Below are 23,683 nucleotides of genomic sequence, written 5' to 3' on the forward strand. Positions count from 1 at the left end.
CGCGGCCAGGGTCCTATAGCGACCAGCGCAGGGTCAGTGTGGCGTTGCGTGGTTCGCCGTACTGGTTGACCGCAAAGGCGGTGTTTGAGCCGATGCTCTGGTAGTACTTCTTGTCGAAGATGTTGTTCAGGTTCAGGCGCAGGTCGACCTGCTCAGAGGCTTTGTAGTTGGTCATCAGGTCCACCAGGGTGTAGCCCTTCTGTTCGATGCGGAAGGGTGTCTCCGCGCCATAGAAGTTGGTGTCCTGGTTGTAGACGGTGTTCTGCCGGTAGACGCCGCCACCGAGGGTCCAGCGGTGCAGTTCCCCAGGCAGTTGGTAGCTGGTGAAAGCCTTGAACATATGGCGCGGCAGCTCGGTGTCGAACAGCCGCCCCTGGTTGGTTTCGTCCTTGTGGTACTTGGCCTCGGCGTAGGTGTAGCCGGCGCCGATCTGCCAACCAGGAGCGAGGCTGCCGTTGATCTCCAGTTCGAGCCCCTCGCTGCGCACGACCCCCGCCGCTTCATAGCAGCTGGGCACCAGGTCCGAGCATTGGTTGCGATCCAGTGATTGGGCGCGGTTCTCCTGGTCGATGCGGAAGATCGCCGCGCTGGCATTGAGCCTGCCGTCGAAGTATTCGCCCTTGATGCCGACCTCGTGGTTCTTGCCCTCGATGGGCTTGAGGCCTTGTGCGCTGGCGGTGAGCTCCGACTGCGGCTTGAAGATGTCGGTGTAGCTGGCATACGCCGAGTGATGTGCGTCGAGGTCGAAGATCACGCCGGCATAGCGCGTCACATGGCGGGTGACTTCGTAGCCCGAGTGGGTGGTGCGGGTGCCGTTGCGGGTTGTGGCGTCGTAGTCGAACCAGTCGAGGCGGCCACCGACGATGAGCTTGAGGTCATCGCGCAGGTTGAGGCGTGAGGTGATATAGCCCCCCTTTTGCCGCGAACTGCGTTCCTGTTGCCAGTAGCTCATGTCCAGGTTGCGCTTGGGTACGCGGCTGGGGTTCCAGGCGAAGATGTCCATGTCCAGCTCGTCATCCAGGTAGTTGCCGTTGCCCTGGAAGATCAGCTCGCGCTGGCTGGCCCCGACGACCAGTTCATGGGTGCGACCGAAAGCCTGGAAGGGCCCGGAGGTATAAGCGTCGTAGCTGTTCTGCCGGTCCTTGTAGCGGTACTGGCCGACGTATTGGCCGAACTGGTCTTCGTCGACCCAGTAGATGCGCTCCACCTGGGTGCCGTGCATGGCCAAGTCCGACCAGGTGCGGCTGGCGGCCAGCAGCAGCTTCCAGTCGTTGTCGAAGCGCTGCTCCAGGCGGGTGAAGAGCGTGGTGTTGTCCTGGTCCCAGTACTCCCAGTCGTTACCCAGGTAGGTGGAGCGCGGCAGGTGCAGGTCACTGCCGTCCTTCGCCGTCGGCAGGCCGCCCCAGGAGCTGGTGTTGTTGCCGTTCTGGTCGGAGGCGCCGAGGGTCAGGGTGGCCCAGTCGCCCAGGTCCGCCTCGCCTATGGCGTAGAACACGGTGCGCTCGCTGTCGGCGACATCCTGAAAGCTCTGCTTGGTCTGGTACGAGGTGACCACCCGCCCGCGCAGCGTGCCGGATTCGTTGAGCGCATTCGATGCGTCTACTTCGCTGCGGTAGTTGTCCCAGCTGCCCGCACTGCCGGTGATGGTCAGGTACGGGCTTGCAGTCGGTCGCTTTCTCACCAGGTTGATGGCGGCCGAGGGGTTGCCGGCCCCCTGCATCATGCCGGTGGCGCCCCGTACCACTTCAACTCGGTCGTAGATCGCCATGTCCGGCGAAGAGTTCATGTCGCGGGTGAGGTAATGGGACAGCTCGCTGGAGAGGCCGTCGGTCATCAGGTTCTCGACCGCGAAGCCCCGCGCATAGAAGTTGGGTCGCTGCGGGCCGTTCCTCGTCATCGAGATTCCGGGGGTGCTCTTGAGCACGTCTTCCAGGGTCTTCATGCCCTGGTCGTCCATCCGCTGGCGGGTGATGACACTGACCGATTGCGGTGTCTCGCGGATCGACAAGGGCAGCTTGGTGGCGCTTTGCATCGCTCCCGTGGTGTAGGAGCCCGAACCTTCCGTGGTCTGCCCCAGCGTGCTGCTGGAAATCCTGGTGGCGTCCAGTTGCATTGCATTGTCCTGCTCGGCTTTCAGCAGCACATAGCGTTTCTCTCCCGCCTGCCTGAGCAGCAGATCACTGCCTTGCAGCAACTGCGCAAAGCCCTGCTCCAGTTCGTAGTCGCCATGCAGGCCGGGTGATTGCAGGCCGGCGGTTTCCTCGCTGCTGAAGCTGAGGGTTACGCCGCTGGCCGCGGCGAACTGGCTGAGTGCGGTGGCCAGGCTGCCGGCCGGGATGTCGTAGCCCAGCGGTTCGGCCCAGGCCGAAGGCAACGCCAGCAGGGAGCCGGAGAGGCTCAGCGACAGCGCAGCGTGGCGGATGCGGCGAGCAAGTAGGGAGGGGTGTGCGGGCATGTAAGCGTTCCTGTTCGGGGTGGCATGGGCCGGGTCTGATGCGTGCATGCAGGTGGAGCCGAAGCAGGAATGAAAATCTGTTGCCCCTGAGTCTGAAATTTTTCGGCCGTCAGCCGCCCCGGGGCGAACGGATGGTTCAGGTCGGCCTGGCCTCGACCCAGACCCAGTAACGCGTCAACTGGCGCACCCGTACCGGCAGGGAGTCCTGCAGGTTGGCCAGGGCGGCGTCGCTGTCGTCGAGGTTGAAGGCGCCGGACAGCCGCAGCTCGGCTACTTCGGGTGTGCAGCCGAGGTAGCCCTGGCGGTAGCGGGAGAGCTCGGCGAGCAGGTCCTGCAGGCGCCAGTCCACGGCCACCAGCATGCCCTGGGTCCAGGCGGAGGCATTGGCGGGCATCGCGCCGAGCACGCCCAGTGTGTCGGCACTGAAACTCAGGGCCTGGCCGGCGTCCACACGTACCGGCGGGCCCATGGCCAGGCGCGGGCGGGCCTCTACGGCATGGGCCTCGACCGTTACCTGGGTCAGGCCGTCACCCTGGCGCACGACGAAGCGGGTGCCGAGGGCGAGGAGGCGGCCTTCGTCCGTCTGCACGCTGAGCGGGCGCGAGTCCTTTGCGGTTTCCACGAGGATTTCGCCCTGGCGCAGGTGGATCAGGCGTTGCCCGGCATCGAAGCGGATATCGACGCGGGTGTTGGTGTTGAGGTCGAGGCGGCTGCCATCGGCCAGGGTCAAGCGGCGTCGCTCGCCGACTCGGGTGGCGTAGTCCGCGTGCCAGGGCGAGAGGCGGTAACCCTGCCAGCCGACCGCACCGACACCGAGCAGCATGACGAGCATCTTCAAGGCGGCGCGCCGCTGCTGGCGTGCCTGTTCCAGGGTCGTGGCAGCCAGCCCGGGCGGGGCTTCGCCGAGGCGCTGCTGCAACTGCTCGATGCGCTGCCAGGCCTGGGCGTGCCTGGAGTCGGCGGCCAGCCAGGCTTGCCAGGCGTCGCGGGTGGAGTCGCTGACCGTGCTCTCGTGCAGGCGCACATACCAGTCCACCGCCTGGGTGAGGATGGCCTTCATGCGTCATCCAGCAGCAGGTAGTGCATCAGCCCACGTGCCAGGTGCTTGCGCACCGTGCTGACCGAGACGCCCACGCGCTCGGCGGCTTTCTCGTAGCTCAGGCCGTCCAGTTGCACGGCGAGGAAGATGGCGCGGGTGCGCGCGCCGAGGCCGTCGAGCAGGCGGTCGATGGCCAGCAGGCTGTCGAGAATCAGCGCGCGTTCCTCGGCCGAGGGCTCATAGGCCTCGGGGCGCTGGGCCAGGGCTTCCAGGTAGGCCTGTTCCAGGGAACGGCGGCGGTAGAGGTCGATGACCAGGCCACGGGCGATGGTCGCCAGGTAGTGGCGTGGCTCGCGCAGGCCACCGGCGCTGCGGGCCAGGAGCACGCGGACGAAGGTGTCCTGGGCCAGGTCGGCGGCATCGGCGGAGTCGTTGAGGCGCTTGCGCAACCAGCCGCGCAGCCAGCCGTTGTGCTCGCGGTAGAGCGCGTCCAGCTGGGCGTGTGGGGCGGAATCGGGGATTGCGGTGGACACCAGGTCCCTCCCGGAAGCATCGCGATGCAAATAAGAATTTGTCGCAATTCTATGGGTGGGAGCGGGTGTTTGGGAATGGGCAGTTGAATGGGGGCCACAGCGGCCGGGTCGATGGCGGCAAGCGCGGGGCTTGCCGCCATCGGCTCGTGGGCGGGGCTAGAAGTCGCCGCGCAGGGTGAGCATGTAGCTGCGCGGGGTGCCGTAGGTGGTGCCACGGGTCCAGTAGCCGGTGGAGTCGAAGTAGGTGCGGTCGAAGAGGTTCTCGACGTCCACGCCGACGGTCCAGTTCGGGTCGATCTTGTAGGCGGCGCGCGCATCGTAGATCGCCCGGCCGCTGTTGGCGGTTTCGTTGTAGGCATCCTCGTAGCCCGACTGCGCCGATACGCCGGCGCCGATGCTGAGGCGGTTCCACTCCCCCGGCAGGCTGTAGTGGGTGTTGAGGCGCAGCAGGTGCTTGGGGGTCTGCGCGGAGATGGGGCCGCCGTTTTCCGAGCGGGTGGTGTTGAAGGTGTAGCCGGCCGCCACCTGCAGCCCCGGCAGCACCTCGCCGCTCGCCTCCGCCTCGAAGCCCTTGCTGCGGCTGATGCCGTCGCTGTTCACGTAGCAGCGGTTGGCGACGTCCTGCGGGCAGTTGCCGTCGTTGGCGTAGTCGCGGGCGGCGACGTCTTCCTGCTCGATGTAGAACAGCGCGAAGGACAGGTTCAGGCGCTTGTCGAACAGCTCGCCCTTGATGCCGGTCTCGTAGTTGGAGCCGATGGCCGGGTCGAGCATGCTGCCGCCTGCGGTGCGGTAGCCGGCCTGGGGCATGAAGATGTCGGCGTAGCTGGCGTACAGCGACCAGGCGTCGTCGAGGTCGTAGATGGCGCCGGCGAAGGGCGTGAATTCGTGCTTCTGCTCGTTGGTCGACAGCAGGTCGCCGCTCCAGGAGTCGGTCTTGTACCAGCTCAGGCGGCCGCCGAGGACCAGGCTCAGGTCCTCGGTCATGTGCAGGCGGGTGCTGAGGTAGGTGCCGTAGCGGGTTTCGATGGTGTCGTCCTTGGCGTCCCAGCCCTGGCGCGCCAGCTGGGGCACGTTGCCGTGGTTGGGGTTGAAGACGTCGAGGGGAATGGGGTTGGGCAGCGCGACGGTGGCGTCCTTGTCGTTCATCTTGCGCTTGGACCAGTTGGCGCCCAGGGTCACCTGGTGGGACAGGCCGAAGGCCTCGAACTCGCCGTCCAGGTGGCCGTCCACGGCGTTCGAGGTGGCGTCGAACTTGTGGTAGCTGATGTCGTTGACCATGGGGCCGGTGGGGCTGCCGTAGTCCAGGGTGTCGCCCGCGCCCCATTCGATGGCGCTGCGGTTGTAGCTGCTCTCGGAGTGGGACAGCGCCAGCTTGCCGGTCCAGTTGTCGTCGAAGCGGTGGCTGAGGTCGGCGAACACTTCGTCGGTGCGGCTCTGCAGCTTGGCCCAGTCCTGGCCGAGGAAGGTCGAGCGCTTGAGGTGCGGGTTGCTGCCGTCGGGGTTTATCGGCAGGCCCAGCACGCTGTAGCCGTCGATGCGCGAGGTCTGCCGGCGCAGGCCGAGGGCGACCGTGGTGGCGTCGTTGAGGTCGGCTTCGACGATGCCGTAGAGCAGCGGGCGCTTGGATTCGGTGACGTCGATGAAGTACCCGCGATCCTCATAGGAGGCGACCATGCGGCCGCGCAGGGTGCCTTCGTCGTTGAGCTTGCCGCTGGCGTCCAGGTCGAGGCGGTAGTTGTCCCAGGAGCCGGCGCGGGTGGTGATGGAGAAGCGCGGGTCCACCGTGGGGCGCTTGCGCACCAGGTTCGCCGCGCCACCCGGATTGCCCGCGCCCACCAGCAGCCCGGAGGCGCCGCGCAGCACTTCGACGCGGTCGAACATGGCCATGTCCGGGGTCATCCAGCCGGTGTAGGCGAAGGCCTGCCCGGGCACGCCGTCGACCATGTAGCTCTCGTCGGTGAGGTCGAAGCCGCGGGAGCTGAAGTGGTGGTTGCCGTAGCCACGGTTGGCGCGGGTGATGCCTGGGGTCTGGGCCATCACCTGGTCGAGGGAAACGAGGTTCTTGTCGTCCATCAGCTTGCGGGTGACCACGGTCACCGATTGCGGCGTGCGGCGCAGCGATTGGGCGCTCTTGCCGATGGTCACGGCGCCGGTGGTGTAGGAGCCGCTGCCTTCGGTGGTTTCACCCAGCAGGGTGCTGTTGATGTTGGTTGCGCCCAGTTCGAGGGTGTCGCCGCTGCTGGTCGCCACTTCCAGGGCGTAGTTGCCGCCGCTGTTGAGCGCGCGCAGGCCGGTGCCGGCCAGCAGCCGGGCCAGCCCTTCGTTCACCCCATAGTTGCCGTTCAGCCCGGGGCTGCGCTTGCCGGCGGTGAGCTTCGCGTCCACCGAGAGGAGGATGCCGGCCTCGCTGGCGAAGCGGTTCAGCGCCTGGTCGAGGTTGCCGGCGGGGATGGCGTAGGCGCGGGTCTGTTCGCTGGCGGCCTGGGCCAGGGGAGCGGTGGCGACCAGTGCCGGGCCGGCGACCAGCAGGCTGGCGAACAGGGCGTGGCGGATGGCGGCGCTGAGGCGGGAGCGATGGGAAGCGGGCAGATACGGCATTCTGGAACGTCCTCTTGAGAATGCTTCTTGATTGATTTCAAGAGGTATCCCGAGCGAGCCGGGGAAACCGACAACGCCGGGTGAAGTTTTTTTTCAGGGCTCAGGCGCGGGCGCGGACGGTGACCCAGTAGCGGGTCAGGCTGTGCACCTCGACGGGCAGCGATTGCTGCAGGGCGGCCAGCACGCGGTCGGTGTCGGCCAGGGGGAAGACGCCGGTGAGGACCAGGCCCGCCACTTCGGGGTCGCAGCGCAGCACACCGGGGCGGTGGCGCGACAGCTGGCCGATGAACTCGCCCAGGGCCATGCGCTCGGCGACCAGGCGGCCCTGGCTCCAGGCGATGGCATTGGCATCGGCGCTGCCGAGCTCGCCGAGCCGCCCGGCGGAGAACCACAGGCTCTGGCCGGCCTGCAGGCGCGTAGCGGCTGCGTGGCGCGGGCGCAGTTCCAACTGGCCGTCGTAGAGCTGCACGCGGCTGCCGCCGTCCTGCTCGTAGACCGTGAAGCGCGTGCCCAGGGCCTGGATCTCCCCGGCGGCGGTTTCCACGATCAGCGGTCGCCCGGCCGGGTCCTGGCCGCTGTCCAGCAGCAGTTCGCCGGCCAGCAGGCGGACGCGCCGCTCGGCGTCGCTGAAGAGGATGTCCACCGCGCTGCCGCTGTTGAGCATCAGCTGGCTGCCGTCCTCCAGGGTGCGTTCGAGGCGTTCGCCGGTGCCGCTGCGCAGGTCGGCCATGGCTTCGCGCCAGGGCAGGTGCGACTGGGCCGCGTAGCCGCTGCCGCCGGCCACCAGCAGCAGGCCGAGCAGCTTGAGGGTCTGCCGGCGGCGGGCGTCGGGCATGTCGCGCAGCACCGCGCGGGCGGTGTCGCCGGGTACGCCGGCGAGGGTGCCCTGCAGCTGTTGCAGGCGCTGCCAGGCGCGCTGGTGCTCGGGGTCGGCGTCCTGCCAGGCGACGAAGCGGCGCTGTTGCTCGCCGTCCAGTTCGCCACCCCACTGCAGCATCAGCCAGTGACTGGCCTGCTCGACGATGGCGGGGGCGATGGGCGCGTCGCGATGGGCTGTCATTCGGCGTAGAGCACGTGGTAGCAAGCCTGGATGGCGCGGATCATGTACTTCTGCACCGAGCTGACGCTGACCTGCAGGCGCTCGGCGATCTGTGGATAAGTCAGGCCCTCGAACTGCGAGAGCATGAAGGCTTCGCGCACCTTGGCCGGCATCGAGTCGAGCATGGCGTCGATCTGCAGCAGGGTCTCGATGACCATGGCGCGGGTCTCCAGGGAGGGGGTTTCCGGTTCCGGCAGCATGGCCAGGCTGTCGAGGTAGGCCTGTTCGATGCGCTGGCGCCGCCATTGGTCGATGACCAGGTTGCGGGCGATCTGCGCCAGGTAGCTGCGGCCCTCGCCGCTACCGGGCAGGCGCCGGGTCACCAGCAGGCGGAGAAAGGTGTCCTGGGCGATGTCGGCCGCCCGCTCACGGTCGCCCAGGCGCCGCCGCAACCAGCCTTGCAGCCAGCCGTGATGGTCCTTGTAGAGACGGTGCACATCCTGTTGCAGCGATGGCTCGGGGATGACAGTGGACACCCGATGCTCCCGTGATGCCTAAGTGCGGATAAGAATTGATCGCAATTCTAAGTGGAGCGGGTGCGCTTGGGAATACGCCATGGGTGCGGAGGCGGGGCCGCAGTATGGGCGGCCTTGTGGCGGCGCCCATCCTGCAGTGATGACGCGGGATCAGAACTCCGGGGTGTATTTGACCGTGAGCATGAGGTTGCGCGGGTCGCCGAAGTTGTTGGCGCCGTCGCCGGCGGCGAAGCCGGGCTGGTAGTAGCGCTTGTCGAAGAGGTTGTTGGCGTTGAGCGCCAGGTCGACCTCCGAGCTCAGCTCGTAGCCCAACCGCGCGTTCCACACGGTGAAGCCGGGCACTTCGAAGTCACGGGCGAAGCTGACGGTGTGGCTCTGGGTGTTGAAGCCGCCGCCGACGCTGAAGCGACGCAGGTTGCCCGGCAGACGGTAGTCGGTCCACACCCGCAGCATGTGCTTGGGCGTCCACTGGCTGTAGATGCTGCCTTTGTTGTCCGGGTCTTCGAGGAACTTGGTGGTGTTGTAGGTGTAGCCGGCGAACACCTGCAGGTCGGTCAGCAGCTCGCCGCTGATCTCCGCCTCGATGCCCTGGCTGCGCACCTGGCCCGATGCCCGGGAGCAGTACCAGCCGTCGCATTCGAAGCCGGAGTCGAGGTCCTGGGTGGCGCGGTTCTTCTGGTTGTAGCGGAACACCGCCAGGGAGGTGTTGAGGCGGCCGTCGAGCAGTTCGCCCTTGAGGCCGACCTCGTAGTTGGTGCCGACGATCGGCTCGAGGATCTTCTGATCGGCGGAGCGCTCGGTCTGCGGCTCGAACACGTCGGTGTAGCTGGCGTAGACCGCCCACTGCTCGCTGAGGTCGTAGATCAGCCCCAGGTAGGGGGTGACTTCGCCGGTGGCGGTGGTGCGGCTCGGGGTGCCGCCGGTGACGTTGTACTCGTAGTCGTACCCGCTCACGCGGGACCCCATCACCAGGGTCAGCGGCTCGGCCAGCTTGACCCGCCAGCTGCCGTACAGGCCCTTCTGGCGGACGTCGTAGCCGGCGTTGTAGGCGCGGCCGCCCGGCGAGGCGAGGATGTCGGCGACGGTGGGTTTCGGGCGGTGGTGGTCGATGGCGAAGATGTTGCCGCCGGGGACGAAGCGCCGGGCGTAGAAGTCGTCCGAGGTGTACTTGGAGTAGTTGCCGCCCAGGGTGACTTCGTGTTCCAGCGACAGCGCGTTGAAGCGCCCGGTGAGGTAGTTGTCCATGCCGATCTTGGTGGACTGGAAGTTGGTGATCCAGTCGGCGAAGTTCAGGCCGCTGCCATCGGCGGCGACGTCGCCGTGCATGCGCTGGTGGATCGAGTCGCTGTGTTCCTGCATGCGCAGCAGCGAGGACTTGAACGTCCAGTTGTCGTCGAAGCGGTGCTCAAGATCGAGATAGACCGTGGTCTGGTCGGTGTCGAGGTGGTTCCAGGTGGCACCGCTGTAGGTGGAGCGCGAGAAGCCGATGTCGCTGCCGTCCGGGTAGCGCGGCAGGCCGCGCATCATCGGCCGCGATTCGCCGTCGGTGTTGCTGACGCCGAAGCCGACCGTGGTGTCGGGGGTGAAGTCGTAGTCGAGGGCGGCGTAGAACGAGCGGGTCTCGTCCCAGACGTAGTCGGTGAAGGAGTGGCTGCGGTCTTCGTCCACCACCACGCGGCCGCGCAGGGTGCCTTCCGGGTTGAGCGGGCCGCCGGCGTCGAGCTGCAGGCCGTAGTGGTCCCAAGTGCCGGCCTTGCCGGTGATGGCGACGGTGGGGGCGTCCTGGCCGCGCTTGCGCACCAGGTTCACCGCGCCGCCTGGGCTGCCGGCGCCTTGTAGCAGGGCGGCGGCGCCACGGAGGATTTCCACGCGGTCGAAGAACACCAGGTCCTGGGTCGCCCAGTTGCCCAGCACGTAGAAGTTGCGCGGTACCGGCACGCCGTCGTACTGCCAGTCGTCGATCTGGAAGCCGCGCGAGGAGATGACCATGCCTGGGCCGATGCCCTGGGCGCCCACCAGGCCGGTGGTGCGGTTGACCGCTTCGCGCAGGTCGGTGATGCCCTGGTCGTCGAGCTGCTTGCGGGTGATGACGGTGACCGACTGGGGGATTTCCTTCAGCGTCCGCTCACCCTTGCCGATGCTGATGGCGCGGGCGGCATAGGAGCCGCTGCCTTCGCTGGTGGCGCTGAGGCCGGCGGCGTTGACGGTGGTGGCGCCCAGCTCCATGGCGCCGGTGCTGTCGGCCTTGTGCTGCACGCTGTAGTTGCCGCTTTCGGTGACCCGCAGTTCCAGGCCGCTGCCTTCGAGGGCGCGCTGCATGGCCTGGGTGGCGGTCATCGAGCCCCTGACGGCCGGCGCCAGCTTGCCCTTGACCAGTACCGGCTCCAGGGACACCACCTGGCCGCTCTGGCTGGCGATGGCGTTGAGCGTTTCCGCCAGGCTGGCGGCGGGCAGGTCGAAGGCCAGCACCTGTTGCTGGCTGGCGGGCTGGCTGTAGACGTAGCCGAGCGGGCCGGTGGCGGCGAGCGCGACGGCGATCGCAATGGCGCGGGGCCAGGGTTTGCGCACGGAGATTCTCCTGAATGTGTGGGCGTTGTCAGGAGATAGGTGGGACGAACGCAAAAAACCGGACACGAATGAGATGAATTTTCATTCGCTGCCTGTGCAGGCCGCTATCCATGGGCCTCGCGGCATTCAAACGGGCGCGCTGATCAAGGTCAGCCAGGGGCCGTAGGTGTCGACGCGGATCGGCAGGGTTTCGCCCAGGGCGGTGAGCGCGCGGTCGGGGTCGTCCAGGGGGAACACGCCCTGGACCTTGATCTGGCGGACCTCGGGGCTGACCCGGATCAGCCCGCGTCGGTAGGGGCGCAGGGCGTCGATCACCGCCTCCAGGGGCTCGTCCAGCACATTGAGGCGGCCTTGCAGCCAGCCCGCGCGGTTGCGCTGGTCGCCGCTGAGCAGTTCGATGTGGCGGGCATGCAGCAGCGCCGCCTGCCCTTCGCCGAGGCCGAGGGAGCCGCCCAGCAACTGCGACGCCTGGGCGCCGCGCTCCAGGGCCACCGCGCGGGTGCTTTCCGCGAGTTGCTCCACCAGCAGGCGCCCGCCCAGGGTGCGCACGTCGCCCTGGCGGGTACGCACCACCAGGGGCTGGGTGCTGCCCTGGGCCGCACTGATCACCAGCGCGCCCTGGCGCAGGTGCAGCAGGCGGGCGTTGGTGGAGAAATCGAGGTCGACGGCGCTGTCGGCGTTGAGCTCCAGCAGGCTGCCATCGGCCAGGGTGAAGCGGCGGCGCTCGCCGGTGCCGGTGCGCAGGTCGGCCATCAACGCCTGGCCGGCCTGGCTGCTGGCGCCGAGCCAGAGGCCGCCACCCAGCAGGCCGAGGCCGGCCAGGCCGCGCAGCAGGTTGCGTCGCGACAGTTCCGGTTGCAGCAGGGCTTCGCGGGCCTGGCCCGGGGCGCGCCGCTCGAAGCTGCGCAGGGTGTCGTAGTGGCCGCCGAGGCCGCCTTGCAGGCGGGCCCAGGCGTCCTGGTGGCTGCTGTCGCTGTTCAGCCAGGTTTCGAAACGGGCCTGCTGGCGGGCGTCGGGCGTGCCGGCGCGCAGCCGCACCATCCAGGCGATGGCTTCTTCGCCGGCGCGGTCGACAGGGGCCTGGCTCATGGCTGCACCCCGGTGAGGTAGCACTGGCGCAGGGCCTGGGTCATGTAGCGGCCGACGGTGCGCTCGGAGACGTCCAGGCGGCGGCCGATCTCGGCATAGCCGAGGCCGTCGAGCTGGCTCATGAGGAAGGCCTTCTTCACCGCTTGGGGCAGGCCGGCGAGGCTGCGGTCGACGGCGTGCAGGGCTTCCAGCAGCAGGTGGATCTCTTCCGGCGAGGGGGCCAGCTCCTCCGGCAGCAGCATCAGCCGCTCCAGGTAGGCCTGCTCCAGGCGCCGACGCCGGTGGCGGTCGAAGATCAGCCGCCGGGCGATGGTGGAGAGGTAGGCGCGGGGCTGCTCGATGGTGGCCGGGTCGACCTGGGCGACCAGCAGCTGGCAGAAGGTTTCGGCCGCCGTGTCTTCGGCGTCCGCGCGGTTGCGCAGCTGCCGCTGCACATGCTGCAGCAGCCAGCGGTGGTGGTCGCTGAAGAAGAAACCCAGTTTGCTGGACGCGGACACGGGAGGGGAACCGGATACAAATGAGAATGCGTCGTATCTTATACAAATGCCCGTGCAGGTCCACCTGAACCGTTGCGGGCCCGATGCAGCGGGCCGGGGGCCAAGCGTCCGGCGCACCGATACGCCGCCTTCTGCAGGGCTGCCGCAGCCCTCGTCATGCCTGCCCTCGGCGCCTCATCAAGGGCATTTTCCTGACCTTTCAGATGATAATTATTCTCGTAAAGGCTAAATAAGCCGCCCCCTCTTCGTCTCCAGTGCAACGGAATTTTTCACTCGACGACAAGGAGTCGGCAGCGATGTTCGTGCCATTCACCCGTTTCATGACGATCACATTGGGCCTCTGTGGCGCGGCGCTCAGCCCCGCCCTGCTGGCCGAAACCGAGCCTGCCCGGAGCCCCGATCCGCACGCTACGCCCCTGGAGCTGGAGGCCACCAGCGTCACCGCCGAGGGCCTCGGGGCGACCACCGAGAACACCGGGTCGTACACCACCGGCAGCATGAACACCGCCACGCGCTTGAACCTGTCGATCAAGGAAACCCCGCAGTCGGTGTCGGTGGTGACCCGCCAGCAGATGGATGACTTCAAGCTCGACACCCTGACCGAGGTACTGGGGCAAACCACCGGGGTGGTGGTGCAGCACCTGGACTCCGACCGGGCGATCTATTCGTCACGGGGCTATGGCATCGACAACTTCCAGGTCGACGGCATGCTCAACACCTTCAGCCGCATGAAGTCCGACTCGGACACCATCATCTATGACCGCATCGAGGTGGTGCGCGGCGCCACCGGCCTGACCACGGGCGCGGGTGATCCCTCGGCCACCGTCAACATGGTGCGCAAGCGCCCCACCCGCGAATGGGCGGCCAGGGCCGGCGCCAGCGGTGGCAGCTACGACAACTACTACAGCTATGTGGATGTCGGCGGCCCCCTGGCGTTCGAGGGGCGCCTGCGCGGGCGCGCGGTGCTGGCCTATCGCGACAGCCGGTCGTTCCGTGATCACTACGCGCAGCAACGGGAGGTGGGCTACGGCATCCTCGAGGCCGACCTGACCGAAAGCACCACCCTGGCCCTGGGCTTCGACTACCAGGACAAGCAGGTCCAGGGCACCTCCTGGGGCACGCTGCCCTACTGGAATGCCTCGGGTGGCAAGGCCAACCTGCCGCGCTCCACCAACATGGCGGCGCACTGGAGTTCCTGGCCCCTCGAGGACAAGACAAGCTTCGCGACCCTCGACCAGCAGCTGGGCGGCGACTGGCACCTCAAGGCGGCCTACACCCACCGCGACAGCGAGAGCGACGGCAAGGTCTACTACGGCGGTGGTGGTATCCCGGAGGCCGACCGCTCGGGCATGAGCGCCTGGACCAGCCACATGATCGGCACGCAGAAAATGCGCGTGTATGACCTCAACTTGGCGGGCCCCTACAGCCTGCTGGGGCGCGATCACGAACTGATGCTGGGCTATGGCGAAGCCGAGCGCCGCGACTGGTCGCCCTACACCATTGCCGGCCCGACCCCCCCGGGTTACACCGACATCGACGACTGGAAGTACATGGGCGGCATCGGCAAGTTCCCCGACACCGTGACCCACCTGCCCGGTTCCGACGGCAGCACCCGGCAGAAGGCCGGCTACCTAGCCACCCGCCTGAGCCTGCGCGATGACCTGCATGCGGTGCTGGGCAGCCGCTACGGCAGCTGGAAAAACCAGGCCCGCAGCTATGAGTACGATGCCAACGACCAGCTGACCGGCATTGAGGACACCCGCCAGCAGCACAACGACATGTGGACGCCCTATGCCGGCCTGCTTTACGACCTGACGCCCGAATACACGCTGTACGTCAGCTACACCGACATCTTCAAACCCCAGGAACTGCGTGACGCCAACCGCAAGTACCTGGAGCCGGTGGTGGGCGCCAACTACGAGCTGGGACTCAAGGGCAGCCTGCTGGAGGAGCGCCTGAACCTGGCCACGGCGGTGTTCTGGAGCAAGCAGGACAACGTCGGCGAGCTGGACAGCTCGGTGCCACCGGACCCGGTCACCGGCGAGGAGTTCTACAAGTCGGGCGGCAAGGGCGGCAAGGCCCAGGGGTTCGAGGTCGAGGTTTCGGGCGAGGTCCTGCCGGACTGGAACCTGACGGCCGGCTACTCCTACACCCACGCGCTGGATGGCGAGAAGCAGCGCAGCAATGGCGGCGAGCCGATGAACATGCTGCGCCTGTCGACGGCCTATCGCCTGCCGGGGCAATGGCGCGCGCTGACCGTCGGCGGCACCTTGAACTGGCAGAGCGAGATCTACGGCAACACCCGGCGCCCGGTGGGGCGCGACAGCGGCGGTGTGATCATCACCCAGACCACCCGTGTCCATCAGCAGGCCTACAGCGTGGCGGGGCTGATGTCGCGCTACGAGTTCGACAGGCACCTGTCGGTGTCGCTCAACGTGAGCAACCTGTTCGACAAGAAGTACTACGAGCGGGTTGGCTTCTATAACGGCGTTTACTGGGGCGAACCGCGCACCCTGACCCTGGGGCTGGACTGGACGCTCTGAGCCTTCGCCGCGCGGGTTGCTGAGGAGCAGGCAGGCACGAGGCCGGCTCCTTCAGACGGGGCCGGCCTCGTGGAAGCCGCCCTGGGCGGGCGGCTCGGGGTGGGCGACGGATCTAGCCGCGATGGCGCAGCATGTAGGTCGCCAGGGCCACGGCGCCTACGGCGCCCGCCGCGACGCCAGCGGTGGCCAGCGGGTGCTCACGGCCATACTCGCGGGTGGCGGCACCGGCCTTGGCCGTGCGCTCCCAGGCCTGGCCGGCCAGGTCACGGGAGCGGCTCAGGGTGCGCAGGGCGCCGTCCTGGATGGCACTGAGCGAGTGCTGCGACTCCGCTTCCACCACGTGCTTGATGCGCTCGATACCGCTGCGCAGTTGTTCGATTTCCTGCTCGATGCCCTGCAGGGTGGATTTCTTGCGCGAAGACATGAAGAAAGCCATGTCGTACCTCCTCTTTCGGGGTGGGGTCTTTCGGGTTGGGGTACTAGGTCCGACCCACGTATTGCCGAGGAGTGCAGCTAATCTGAACTTATTCGTGGGATTCCGGGCCTGAGATGGCAAGTGGCCCATTTCCGAAAGCAAGGAGAACAACCATGTCTGATCATCACACCTACAAGAAGATCGAGATCGTCGGCTCCTCCCGCACCAGCATCGACGAAGCCATCAACAACGCCCTGGCCGAGGCGGCGAAGTCCATCCGCAACCTCGACTGGTTCGAGGTGGTGGAGACCCGGGGTCACATCGAGAACGGCAAGGTCGGACACTACCAGGTCACCCTGAAGGTCGGATTCCGACTCAGCGATAGCTGAGCGTCTTACAGAAAAGGCCTGCCCCCTGGGCTAGGCTCACACAGGTTTGGCCATGTGGCGTCTCAACGAACAAGACCACAGGTGCCATCCGCTTGGGGACGTCTGGTCCCCTTGGCTCGCTCGAGCCTTTCTTTTCTACAACGAGGGAGCGTTACCGATGAAGAAACTGTTGTTGGCCGTTGGCCTGTTCACCCTTGCCGGTTCGGCTTTTGCCGCCGCCAAGCCCTGCGAAGAGCTGAAGTCCGAAATCGACGCGAAGATCAAGGCGAACGGAGCCACCTCCTACACCCTTGAGATCGTCGACAAGGGCAGCGCGACCGACAAGAAAGTGGTCGGCAGCTGCGAAGCGGGCAGCAAGGAAATCGTCTACCAGCGCAATTGATCGCGCGATGAGCAGTAAAGCCGGCGTTCGCGCCGGCTTTTTTATGGACGCCCGGCGGGCCCCATGGCTTACCCGGAGGTGCCCTGGTTACCGAAAAGTGCCTTCTGGTGGCTGCCGCCGGGTAGGCCTACAGTAGCTCGCCTGTGTCTTACGGAAGGCGTGAGTCTTCCCCCGAGCAAGGTCCCTTCGCTATGTCAGCCCTTTCTTCCCTGCCCCTTTCCGTCCTCGACTTGGCCCCCATCCGCGACGATGGCGGCCCCGCCGAAGCGCTGCACAACTCCCTGGCCCTGGCGCGCCATGTGGAGCAACTCGGTTTCTCGCGCTTCTGGGTGGCCGAGCACCACAACATGGAAGGTATCGCCAGCTCCGCCACTTCGGTGCTGCTGGGTTACCTGGCGGCCAATACCTCGACGCTGCGCCTCGGCTCCGGCGGGATCATGCTGCCCAACCATGCGCCGCTGGTGGTGGCCGAGCAGTTCGGCACCCTCGCCACGCTCTACCCGGGGCGCATCGAGCTGGGCCTCGGTCGGGCGCCGGGTGCCGATCACCTGACCGCACGGGCCCTGCGTCGCGAGCGCTCTGGCAGCGCCGATGATTTCCCCCAGGACGTGGAGGAGCTGGAGCTGCTGCTCGGCCCGCGCCTGGAAGGCCAGAAGGTCATCGCCATGCCGGGCATCGATACCCGGGTGCCGATCTGGTTGCTCGGCTCCAGCCTGTTCAGCGCCCAGCTGGCCGGGCAGAAGGGCCTGCCTTATGCCTTCGCCTCGCACTTCGCGCCGCGCTACATGCACGAGGCGATACGCGTGTACCGCAACCACTTCCGCCCCTCGGCGGTGCTCGATGCGCCCTACGTGATGCTCGGCGTGCCCCTGGTGACCGCGCCCACGGACGAAGAGGCGGACTTCCTCGCCACCACCGTCTACCAGCGGGTGCTGAGCCTGATGCGTGGCGAGAGCCTGGTGCTGCGCCCGCCGGTGGAGAGCATGGCCGGGCGCTGGTTGCCCCACGAGAAGGAGGCGGTCGGCAGCTTCCTGGCGATGGCCATGGTGGGCGGGCCGGAGAAGATCCGCGGCAAGCTGGAGGTGCTGCTGGAGCAGACCGGCGCCGACGAGCTGATCTTCACCTGCGACGTCTACCAGCACGAACACCGCCTGCGCGCCTTCGACATCCTCGCCGAGCTGCGCGGCTGAGTCAGATCGGCCCGCAGCCCAGGGTGTCGCCCCGCGCCACCATGTTGCGCTGGGCGTCGTACATCAGCACCTGCGGGCGCATGACGATGGGCCGGGCGTCGATGCGGTAGCGCTCGCCGGCGACGAAGCCGTCGTAACGGATGCGCACGTGGCAGGTGAGTTGGAAGGAACCGGAATCGCTATTGAGGCTGCCGCCGCTGGAGACCTCGAACTGATAGCGCATCTCCAGCTCGTGGCGACCGGGGCTGACCTGGTAGTAACGGCCGTCGGCGGTGCGCTTGCCGTCCAGGCGGTCGGCCATGAAGCTGGTGCCCGGCTCGCCGCGCAGGTCGATCCAGGCCTGGGCCGGGTCGGGTTGGGGCAGCGGGCTGGCGCAGGCGGTCAGGCTGGCCAGCAGGAGCGCGGCGGGTAGCTTGCGCATGGCGGAATCCTCGGGAGGGCGTGGCGTGCAGGATAAACCCGCCGCCCGTTTTCAGACATCGCCGCAGCGACTTTCCCGGGCTCGCGCCACTTCGCGGTTGTCTTCGGTATAGAGCCGCGCCCAGGGGCGGAAGCCGATGCCGCCGGCCTTGAGTTCGTAGCGCTGGCCGGCGCTGAACGCCGGGTAGTCCAGCTTCAGCAGGCAGGTGCGGGTCATGGCTTCGCGCTGGGGGCCGATGTCGTGGCCGTCGACATCGAAGCTGAAGCGCACTTCCAGTTCATGGCTGCCGGGGGTCACCTGGAAGTAGCGATCGTCCTCCAGGGGCTGGCGGTCCACGCTGGCCGCCTGCAGGGCGTGCTTGTCCGGCTGGTCGAGGTCGATCCAGGCCTGGTCGGGGTCGTGGCTCGGCATGATCAGCGAGCAGCCGCCGAGGTTGAGCAACAGGACAGTGGGAAGCAGGCGACGCATGCGGCAACTCCTTATGGCGTGCGGTGGGCCCATGCGCTAGCTTCACGCCATGCCGGCCACCATTCTTCTAGCCTCTCTCGACCGCGTCCGCACCCTGGCGGTTCCGTTGCTGCTCGCCCTGGCGCTGAACGGTTGCTCCAGCCTGGACTACTACGGGCAGCTGGCCAGCGGGCAGCTGCAGTTGCTGCACGTCCGGGAGCCGGTGGCGCGGGTGCTCGCCGACCCCAGCCGCGACGCCACCTTGCGCCAGCGCCTGGCGCTCTCGCAGCGGGCGCGGGTTTTCGCCAGCGCCGAACTGGCCCTGCCGGACAACGGCAGCTACCGCGTCTATGCAGATATCCACAGGCCCTTCGTGGTGTGGAATGTGTTCGCCACACCGGAGCTGTCCCTGGCGCCCGTCACCCATTGCTTCCCCATCGCCGGCTGCGTCGCCTATCGCGGCTATTACCAGCCGGGCCGCGCCCGTGGTGCTGCGGCGCTGATGCGCGAGGAGGGGCTGGATACCTGGATCGGCGGCGTCGAGGCCTATTCCACCCTGGGCTGGTTCGACGACCCCATCCTCAGCAGCATGGTGCGCTGGGACGAGGACCGGCTGGCGGCGGTGATCTTCCATGAGCTGGCACACCAGAAGCTGTACGTCGCCGACGACAGCGCCTTCAACGAATCCTTCGCCAGCTTCGTCGAGCGCGAGGGCTTGCGCCAGTGGCGTGCCAGCCAGGGCCTGTCGGCGGGTGGCGAGGAGGGCGTGCGCCAGCGCGAGCAGTTCACTGCTCTGGTGCTGGCCAGCCGCGAGCGCCTGGAGAGGCTCTACGCCAGCGACCGCCCGGATGCCGAGAAGCGCGCGGCCAAGCAGGCTGAGTTCGAGCGCCTGCGCCGTGATTACCGCCAGCTGCGCGACAGCCAGTGGCAGGGTGTCGGCCGCTACGACGGCTGGATCGAAAGCCCGCTGAACAACGCCAAGCTGCTGCCCTTCGGCCTCTACGACCGCTGGGTGCCGGCCTTCGCCGAGCTGTACCGGCGCAGTGCCGGCTGGACCGATTTCTACGAGCGGGTGGCGGCGCTGGCCGCGCTCGAGCCCACGCAACGCCAGGCGGCTGTGGCCGCGTTGATGCCGGAGAACTCGCCGGTGGCCGCATCGGTCGAATGAGCGTGGATTCGCCTGACAGAGGAGGTGTGCGATGAACAGATGGGGATTGGCCGTGCTGCTCGGCCTGCTGGGCAGCGCCGCCGTGGCGGCACCCAAGCCTTGCGAGGAACTCAAGCAGGAGATCGAGGTGAAGATCCAGGCCGCCGGGGTGACCGCCTACACGCTGGAGATCGTGCCGGCCGCCGAGGTGGAAGACCCGAACATGGTGGTCGGCACCTGCGAGAACGGCACGAAGAAGATCGTCTACCAGCGTAACGGGACCTGAGCCCTGCGTTGAATCCCCCGGGCTGAAGCCCGGGCTACCTGCCGAGAGCCCGAGTGCTAGCGCGCGAAGGCCTGGTGCATCTCCGCCAGGGTGGCGAAGTACCAGGCCGGGGCTTCCGCCATCAATTCCTCATGGCTGCCGAAACCGTAGCCGACGCCAATGGCCTGCAGGCCATTCTCCCGGGCGCCGATCAGGTCGTGCTTGCGGTCGCCGATCATCAGTGTCTCGGCCGGGTCCAGCCCTTCCTCGTCCAGCAGGTGGCGGATCAGCTCCACCTTGTTGGTGCGGGTGCCGTCCAGCTCGCTGCCGTAGATCACCTTGAAGTGCCTGGCGAAATCGAAGTGCCGGGCGATCTCGCGGGCGAACACCGCCGGCTTGCTGGTGGCGATGTACAGGGTGCGGCCCTGCTCGCCGAGCATCCTCAGCAGTTCGGCGACGCCGTCGAACACGCGGTTCTCGTAGAGGCCGGTGACCTGGAAGCGGTCGCGGTAGTGGTTCACCGCCTCCCAGGCACGGGGCTCGTCGAAGGCGTAGGTCTGCATGAAGCACTGCAGCAGCGGCGGGCCGATGAAGTGCTCCAGGCGCGCCAGGTCCGGCTCGTGGATGTCCAGCTTGCCCAGGGCGTACTGGATCGAACGGGTGATGCCCTCGCGCGGGTCGGTGAGGGTGCCATCGAGGTCGAAGAGGATGTTCTGCTGGTGCATGGCTTTAGGCGGGCTGGGCTCGGGGGTTGGCAGGATAGCGGGGTTGGCCGGCCGTGCCGAGCATCCGCTGGGCATGGTCGGCCGGCGGCGTCACTGGCCGTATCCCTCGGCGATATGCAGGTCCTTCAGCTTCACGTAGTTGGCGGCGCTGTAAGTGAAGAAGGCCTTTTCCTTGTCGCTCAGCGGGCGAGCCTGTTTCACCGGGCTGCCGACATAGAGGTAGCCGCTTTCCAGGCGCTTGCCCGGTGGTACCAGGCTGCCGGCGCCGATCACCACGTCGTCTTCCACCACGACGCCGTCCATGACGATGCTGCCCATGCCCACCAGGATGCGGTTGCCCAGGGTGCAGCCGTGCAGGGTGACCTTGTGTCCTATGGTCACATCGTCGCCGATGAGCAGGGGAAAGCCGTCCGGGTTGAAGGGACCGGCGTGGGTGATATGCAGGACACTGCCGTCCTGCACGCTGGTACGTGCCCCGATGCGGATACGGTGCATGTCGCCGCGAATCAGGGTGAAGGGCCAGACGGAGCTGTCATCGCCCAGTTCGACATCGCCGATGACCACGGCGGACCGGTCGACGAAAACCCGCTCGGCCAGCTGTGGAGCGGTGCCCCGGTAGGTTCTTATCGCGCTCATAGAAAGTCCTGTGGCTGCGTTGTGCGCCGATTGTAATTAAGATGAACGCCATCGACCCGGGTTAAACCTCGTGGCGCGTCGGTTGTCCCACTCATCAGGTGCACCCGGCGTAGGACCGTCAAAAATCTGGCAATGTGGCTGGCCGTCTCTGGAAAAGGAGAGAGTCCATGACTACCTTGCGTTTCAGATCCTCTGCGAACAGAACCAAAGCCGCAGCGGCCACGGTAACCCGTGAATCCCTCGAATCCCAGGTCGCCGCCTATCTGCGGCGTGGGGGGCAGATCCAGAAGATCGCCCGGGGGGTGAGCGGGATGCCATTGAACGGTTCCTGGCACTTGTCCAGGCGCAGGAAATGATTCAGGAGGGGGCCTTGTGCCCCCTCTCTCTTTCCCGGTATCTACGCTCCATCAACCTTTCCAGACGCAACAGGTGAATGCCGTGAGCTCCAGCAATCCCCTTCTTCAGGACTTCGACCTGCCGCCCTACTCCGCCATCCGCCCGGAGCATGTAGAGCCCGCCATCGACACCATCCTCGCTGACAGCCGTGCCGCCATCGATGCGCTGCTCGCCCGCCAGGAGGGCACGCCGACCTGGCAAGGCCTGGTGCTGGCGCTGGACGAACTGGGCGAACGCCTGGGCCGCGCCTGGAGCCCCGTGAGCCACCTCAACGCCGTGTGCAACAGCGCCGAGCTGCGCAGCGCCTATGAGGCCTGCCTGCCCAAGCTGTCCGAATACTGGACCGAGCTGGGCCAGAACCGCGAACTGTTCCAGGCCTACGAGGCCCTGGCCAGCAGCCCCGAGGCCGCCGGCTTCGACGTGGCGCAGAAGACCATCCTCGAACACGCCCTGCGCGACTTCCGCCTGTCCGGCATCGACCTGCCGAGCGACAAGCAGCAGCGCTATGGCGAAATCCAGATGAAGCTCTCCGAGCTCACCAGCCGCTTCTCCAACCAGCTGCTGGACGCCACCCAGGCCTGGACCAAACAGGTCAGCGACGAAGCCGCACTGGATGGCCTCACCGAATCCGCCCGCGCCCAGATGAAGCAGGCGGCCCAGGCCAAGGGCCTGGACGGCTGGCTGATCAGCCTGGAGTTCCCCAGCTATTACGCGGTGATGACCTACGCCAACGACCGCGCCCTGCGCGAAGAGGTCTACACCGCCTACTGCACCCGCGCCTCCGACCAGGGCCCGAATGCCGGTCAGAACGACAACGGCCCGGTGATGGAGCAGATCCTCGACCTGCGCCAGGAGCTGGCCGCCCTGCTCGGCTTCGGCAGCTACGCCGAACTGAGCCTGGCCACCAAGATGGCCGAGACCAGCGACCAGGTGCTGAGCTTCCTCCGCGACCTGGCCGTGCGCAGCAAACCCTTCGCCAAGCAGGACCTCGACGAGCTGCGCGCCTTCGCCGCCGAACAGGGCCTGGACGATCTGCAGAGCTGGGACACCGGCTACTACGCCGAGAAGCTGCGCGAGCAGCGCTACAGCATTTCCCAGGAAATCCTCCGCGCCTACTTCCCCATCGACAAGGTGCTCACCGGCCTCTTCGCCATTGTGCAGAAGCTCTACGGCATCGAGATCCGCGAACTGTCGGGCTTCGACACCTGGCACCCGGACGTGCGCCTGTTCGAGATCAGCGAGAACGGCCAGCACGTCGGCCGCTTCTTCTTCGACCTCTACGCTCGTGCCAACAAGCGTGGCGGCGCCTGGATGGATGGCGCCCGCGACAAGCGCCGCACGTCCGCCGGCACGCTGGTCAGCCCGGTGGCCAACCTGGTATGCAACTTCACCCCGGCCGTGGGCGACAAGCCCGCGCTGCTGACCCACGATGAAGTCACCACCCTGTTCCACGAATTCGGCCACGGCCTGCACCACCTGCTGACCCGCGTCGAGCACGCCGGTGCCTCCGGCATCAACGGCGTGGCCTGGGACGCGGTCGAGCTGCCCAGCCAGTTCATGGAGAACTGGTGCTGGGAGCCGGAAGGCCTGGCCCTGATCTCCGGCCACTACCAGAGTGGCGAGGCCTTGCCCCAGGACCTGCTGGACAAGATGCTCGCCGCGAAGAACTTCCAGTCCGGCCTGATGATGGTGCGCCAGCTGGAGTTCTCCCTGTTCGACTTCGAGCTGCACGCCACCCACGGCGATGGCCGCAGCGTGCTGGAGGTGCTCGAAGGCATCCGCGCCGAGGTCTCGGTGATGCGCCCGCCGGCCTTCAACCGCTTCGCCAACAGCTTCGCGCACATCTTCGCCGGCGGTTACGCGGCTGGTTACTACAGCTACAAGTGGGCCGAAGTGCTCTCCGCCGATGCCTTCTCCAAGTTCGAGGAAGAGGGCGTGTTCAACGCCGACACCGGCCGCGCCTTCCGCGAGGCCATCCTCGCCCGTGGCGGCTCCCAGGAGCCCATGGTGCTGTTCGTCGACTTCCGCGGCCGCGAGCCCTCCATCGACGCCCTGCTGCGCCACCTCGGCCTGTCCGCGGAGGCCGCATGAGCGAAGGTCCCGTGAACGTCACCAAGAAACGCTTCATCGCCGGCGCCGTGTGCCCGGCGTGCAGCGAGCAGGACCGCATCCAGATGTGGGACGAGGACGGCGTGCCGCACCGCCAGTGCGTAGCCTGCGGCTATGCCGACACCCTCAACGCCCAGGGCCAATCGGTGCCCAAGGAGCTGGGAACGCGGGTCAACAAGGCTGTGCCCAAGCCGGCCGACCCCAAGGTCCAGGGCGTGCAGTTCTTCCCCAATCCCAAGCTGAAGAAACCCAGCGAGTGAATTG

General features: G+C 67.1%; 23 protein-coding genes. 9 read left to right on the forward strand and 14 right to left on the reverse strand.

Annotation, left to right across the window (positions count from 1 at the left end; all coding sequences use genetic code 11):
* Nucleotides 1-13: 13 nt before the first annotated feature.
* The 9 genes from PI990_RS00200 to PI990_RS00240 form a co-directional block, all read right to left on the reverse strand.
* Nucleotides 14-2,455, reverse strand: coding sequence for a TonB-dependent siderophore receptor (locus PI990_RS00200; RefSeq protein WP_271659519.1), 2,442 nt, complete (start codon nucleotides 2,453-2,455; stop codon nucleotides 14-16).
* A 136-nt stretch (nucleotides 2,456-2,591) separates the two neighbouring features.
* The gene (locus PI990_RS00205; RefSeq protein ID WP_271659520.1) at nucleotides 2,592-3,515 is read right to left on the reverse strand and encodes a FecR domain-containing protein; all 924 of its coding nucleotides are present in this window, start codon (nucleotides 3,513-3,515) and stop codon (nucleotides 2,592-2,594) included.
* Nucleotides 3,512-4,027, reverse strand: coding sequence for a sigma-70 family RNA polymerase sigma factor (locus tag PI990_RS00210; protein ID WP_271659521.1), 516 nt, complete (start codon nucleotides 4,025-4,027; stop codon nucleotides 3,512-3,514). The genes PI990_RS00205 and PI990_RS00210 overlap by 4 nt, the downstream gene beginning before the upstream one ends.
* A 156-nt stretch (nucleotides 4,028-4,183) precedes the next feature.
* The gene (locus PI990_RS00215) at nucleotides 4,184-6,625 is read right to left on the reverse strand and encodes a TonB-dependent siderophore receptor (protein ID WP_271659522.1); all 2,442 of its coding nucleotides are present in this window, start codon (nucleotides 6,623-6,625) and stop codon (nucleotides 4,184-4,186) included.
* 100 nt (nucleotides 6,626-6,725) lie between these two features.
* Nucleotides 6,726-7,685, reverse strand: a complete 960-nt coding sequence (locus PI990_RS00220) for a FecR domain-containing protein (RefSeq protein ID WP_271659523.1) — start codon at nucleotides 7,683-7,685, stop codon at nucleotides 6,726-6,728.
* Nucleotides 7,682-8,200: a sigma-70 family RNA polymerase sigma factor gene (locus PI990_RS00225; protein ID WP_271659524.1), complete on the reverse strand. Its 519-nt coding sequence runs from the start codon at nucleotides 8,198-8,200 to the stop codon at nucleotides 7,682-7,684. Before PI990_RS00225 ends, PI990_RS00220 begins: the two co-directional genes overlap by 4 nt.
* 150 nt (nucleotides 8,201-8,350) lie before the next feature.
* Nucleotides 8,351-10,768, reverse strand: a complete 2,418-nt coding sequence (locus PI990_RS00230; protein WP_271659525.1) for a TonB-dependent siderophore receptor — start codon at nucleotides 10,766-10,768, stop codon at nucleotides 8,351-8,353.
* Nucleotides 10,769-10,894: 126 nt separating this feature from the next.
* Nucleotides 10,895-11,857: a FecR domain-containing protein gene (locus PI990_RS00235; protein ID WP_271659526.1), complete on the reverse strand. Its 963-nt coding sequence runs from the start codon at nucleotides 11,855-11,857 to the stop codon at nucleotides 10,895-10,897.
* A complete protein-coding gene (locus tag PI990_RS00240; protein ID WP_021219907.1) occupies nucleotides 11,854-12,354 on the reverse strand; it encodes a sigma-70 family RNA polymerase sigma factor in 501 nt (166 codons plus the stop codon). The genes PI990_RS00235 and PI990_RS00240 overlap by 4 nt, the downstream gene beginning before the upstream one ends.
* Before the next feature lie 296 nt (nucleotides 12,355-12,650).
* On the opposite strand from PI990_RS00240, the gene PI990_RS00245 reads away from it, so the two are divergent.
* Entirely contained in the window at nucleotides 12,651-14,897 is a 2,247-nt protein-coding gene (locus tag PI990_RS00245) for a TonB-dependent siderophore receptor (protein WP_271659527.1), read from the forward strand.
* A 112-nt stretch (nucleotides 14,898-15,009) separates the two neighbouring features.
* Here the strand turns inward: PI990_RS00245 and PI990_RS00250 are convergent, their stop codons facing one another.
* Nucleotides 15,010-15,333 carry a hypothetical protein gene (locus PI990_RS00250; protein WP_052351281.1) on the reverse strand — a complete coding sequence of 108 codons (324 nt, stop codon included), beginning with the start codon at nucleotides 15,331-15,333 and terminating at the stop codon, nucleotides 15,010-15,012.
* Between the two features lie 152 nt (nucleotides 15,334-15,485).
* Here PI990_RS00250 and PI990_RS00255 point away from each other — a divergent pair, with 152 nt between their 5' ends.
* The 3 genes from PI990_RS00255 (at nucleotide 15,486) to PI990_RS00265 (ending at nucleotide 17,273) form a co-directional block, all read left to right on the forward strand.
* Nucleotides 15,486-15,701, forward strand: coding sequence for a dodecin (locus PI990_RS00255; RefSeq protein ID WP_043241890.1), 216 nt, complete (start codon nucleotides 15,486-15,488; stop codon nucleotides 15,699-15,701).
* A 157-nt stretch (nucleotides 15,702-15,858) separates the two neighbouring features.
* On the forward strand, nucleotides 15,859-16,083 hold the full coding sequence (locus tag PI990_RS00260; protein WP_021219903.1) for a DUF1161 domain-containing protein: 225 nt from the start codon (nucleotides 15,859-15,861) through the stop codon (nucleotides 16,081-16,083).
* A gap of 191 nt (nucleotides 16,084-16,274) precedes the next feature.
* Nucleotides 16,275-17,273, forward strand: coding sequence for an LLM class flavin-dependent oxidoreductase (locus tag PI990_RS00265; RefSeq protein ID WP_271659528.1), 999 nt, complete (start codon nucleotides 16,275-16,277; stop codon nucleotides 17,271-17,273).
* Between the two features lies 1 nt (nucleotide 17,274).
* Here PI990_RS00265 and PI990_RS00270 read toward each other — a convergent pair whose 3' ends face one another.
* Nucleotides 17,275-17,694 carry a PA0061/PA0062 family lipoprotein gene (locus PI990_RS00270; protein WP_271659529.1) on the reverse strand — a complete coding sequence of 140 codons (420 nt, stop codon included), beginning with the start codon at nucleotides 17,692-17,694 and terminating at the stop codon, nucleotides 17,275-17,277.
* A 51-nt stretch (nucleotides 17,695-17,745) separates the two neighbouring features.
* The gene (locus PI990_RS00275; RefSeq protein ID WP_184488190.1) at nucleotides 17,746-18,162 is read right to left on the reverse strand and encodes a PA0061/PA0062 family lipoprotein; all 417 of its coding nucleotides are present in this window, start codon (nucleotides 18,160-18,162) and stop codon (nucleotides 17,746-17,748) included.
* A 49-nt stretch (nucleotides 18,163-18,211) separates the two neighbouring features.
* Here PI990_RS00275 and PI990_RS00280 point away from each other — a divergent pair, with 49 nt between their 5' ends.
* Entirely contained in the window at nucleotides 18,212-19,309 is a 1,098-nt protein-coding gene (locus tag PI990_RS00280; RefSeq protein ID WP_271659530.1) for an aminopeptidase, read from the forward strand.
* Nucleotides 19,310-19,340: 31 nt separating this feature from the next.
* Nucleotides 19,341-19,574 (forward strand): DUF1161 domain-containing protein, encoded by a 234-nt coding sequence (locus PI990_RS00285; RefSeq protein WP_031287857.1) that lies wholly within the window; start codon nucleotides 19,341-19,343, stop codon nucleotides 19,572-19,574.
* A gap of 56 nt (nucleotides 19,575-19,630) precedes the next feature.
* Here PI990_RS00285 and PI990_RS00290 read toward each other — a convergent pair whose 3' ends face one another.
* The gene (locus tag PI990_RS00290) at nucleotides 19,631-20,278 is read right to left on the reverse strand and encodes an HAD family hydrolase (RefSeq protein ID WP_271659531.1); all 648 of its coding nucleotides are present in this window, start codon (nucleotides 20,276-20,278) and stop codon (nucleotides 19,631-19,633) included.
* 90 nt (nucleotides 20,279-20,368) lie between these two features.
* Nucleotides 20,369-20,914, reverse strand: a complete 546-nt coding sequence (locus tag PI990_RS00295; RefSeq protein WP_271659532.1) for a gamma carbonic anhydrase family protein — start codon at nucleotides 20,912-20,914, stop codon at nucleotides 20,369-20,371.
* A gap of 167 nt (nucleotides 20,915-21,081) precedes the next feature.
* On the opposite strand from PI990_RS00295, the gene PI990_RS31425 reads away from it, so the two are divergent.
* The 3 genes from PI990_RS31425 (at nucleotide 21,082) to PI990_RS00305 (ending at nucleotide 23,679) form a co-directional block, all read left to right on the forward strand.
* Nucleotides 21,082-21,270 (forward strand): hypothetical protein, encoded by a 189-nt coding sequence (locus PI990_RS31425; RefSeq protein WP_374979461.1) that lies wholly within the window; start codon nucleotides 21,082-21,084, stop codon nucleotides 21,268-21,270.
* An 82-nt stretch (nucleotides 21,271-21,352) separates the two neighbouring features.
* Nucleotides 21,353-23,401 (forward strand): oligopeptidase A, encoded by a 2,049-nt coding sequence (gene prlC / locus PI990_RS00300; protein WP_271659533.1) that lies wholly within the window; start codon nucleotides 21,353-21,355, stop codon nucleotides 23,399-23,401.
* A complete protein-coding gene (locus PI990_RS00305) occupies nucleotides 23,398-23,679 on the forward strand; it encodes a YheV family putative zinc ribbon protein (RefSeq protein WP_021219893.1) in 282 nt (93 codons plus the stop codon). The genes prlC and PI990_RS00305 overlap by 4 nt, the downstream gene beginning before the upstream one ends.
* The last annotated feature ends 4 nt before the right edge of the window (nucleotides 23,680-23,683 follow it).

It is taken from the genome of Pseudomonas sp. TUM22785, assembly GCF_028198105.1.
GTDB lineage: Bacteria > Pseudomonadota > Gammaproteobacteria > Pseudomonadales > Pseudomonadaceae > Metapseudomonas > Metapseudomonas solani.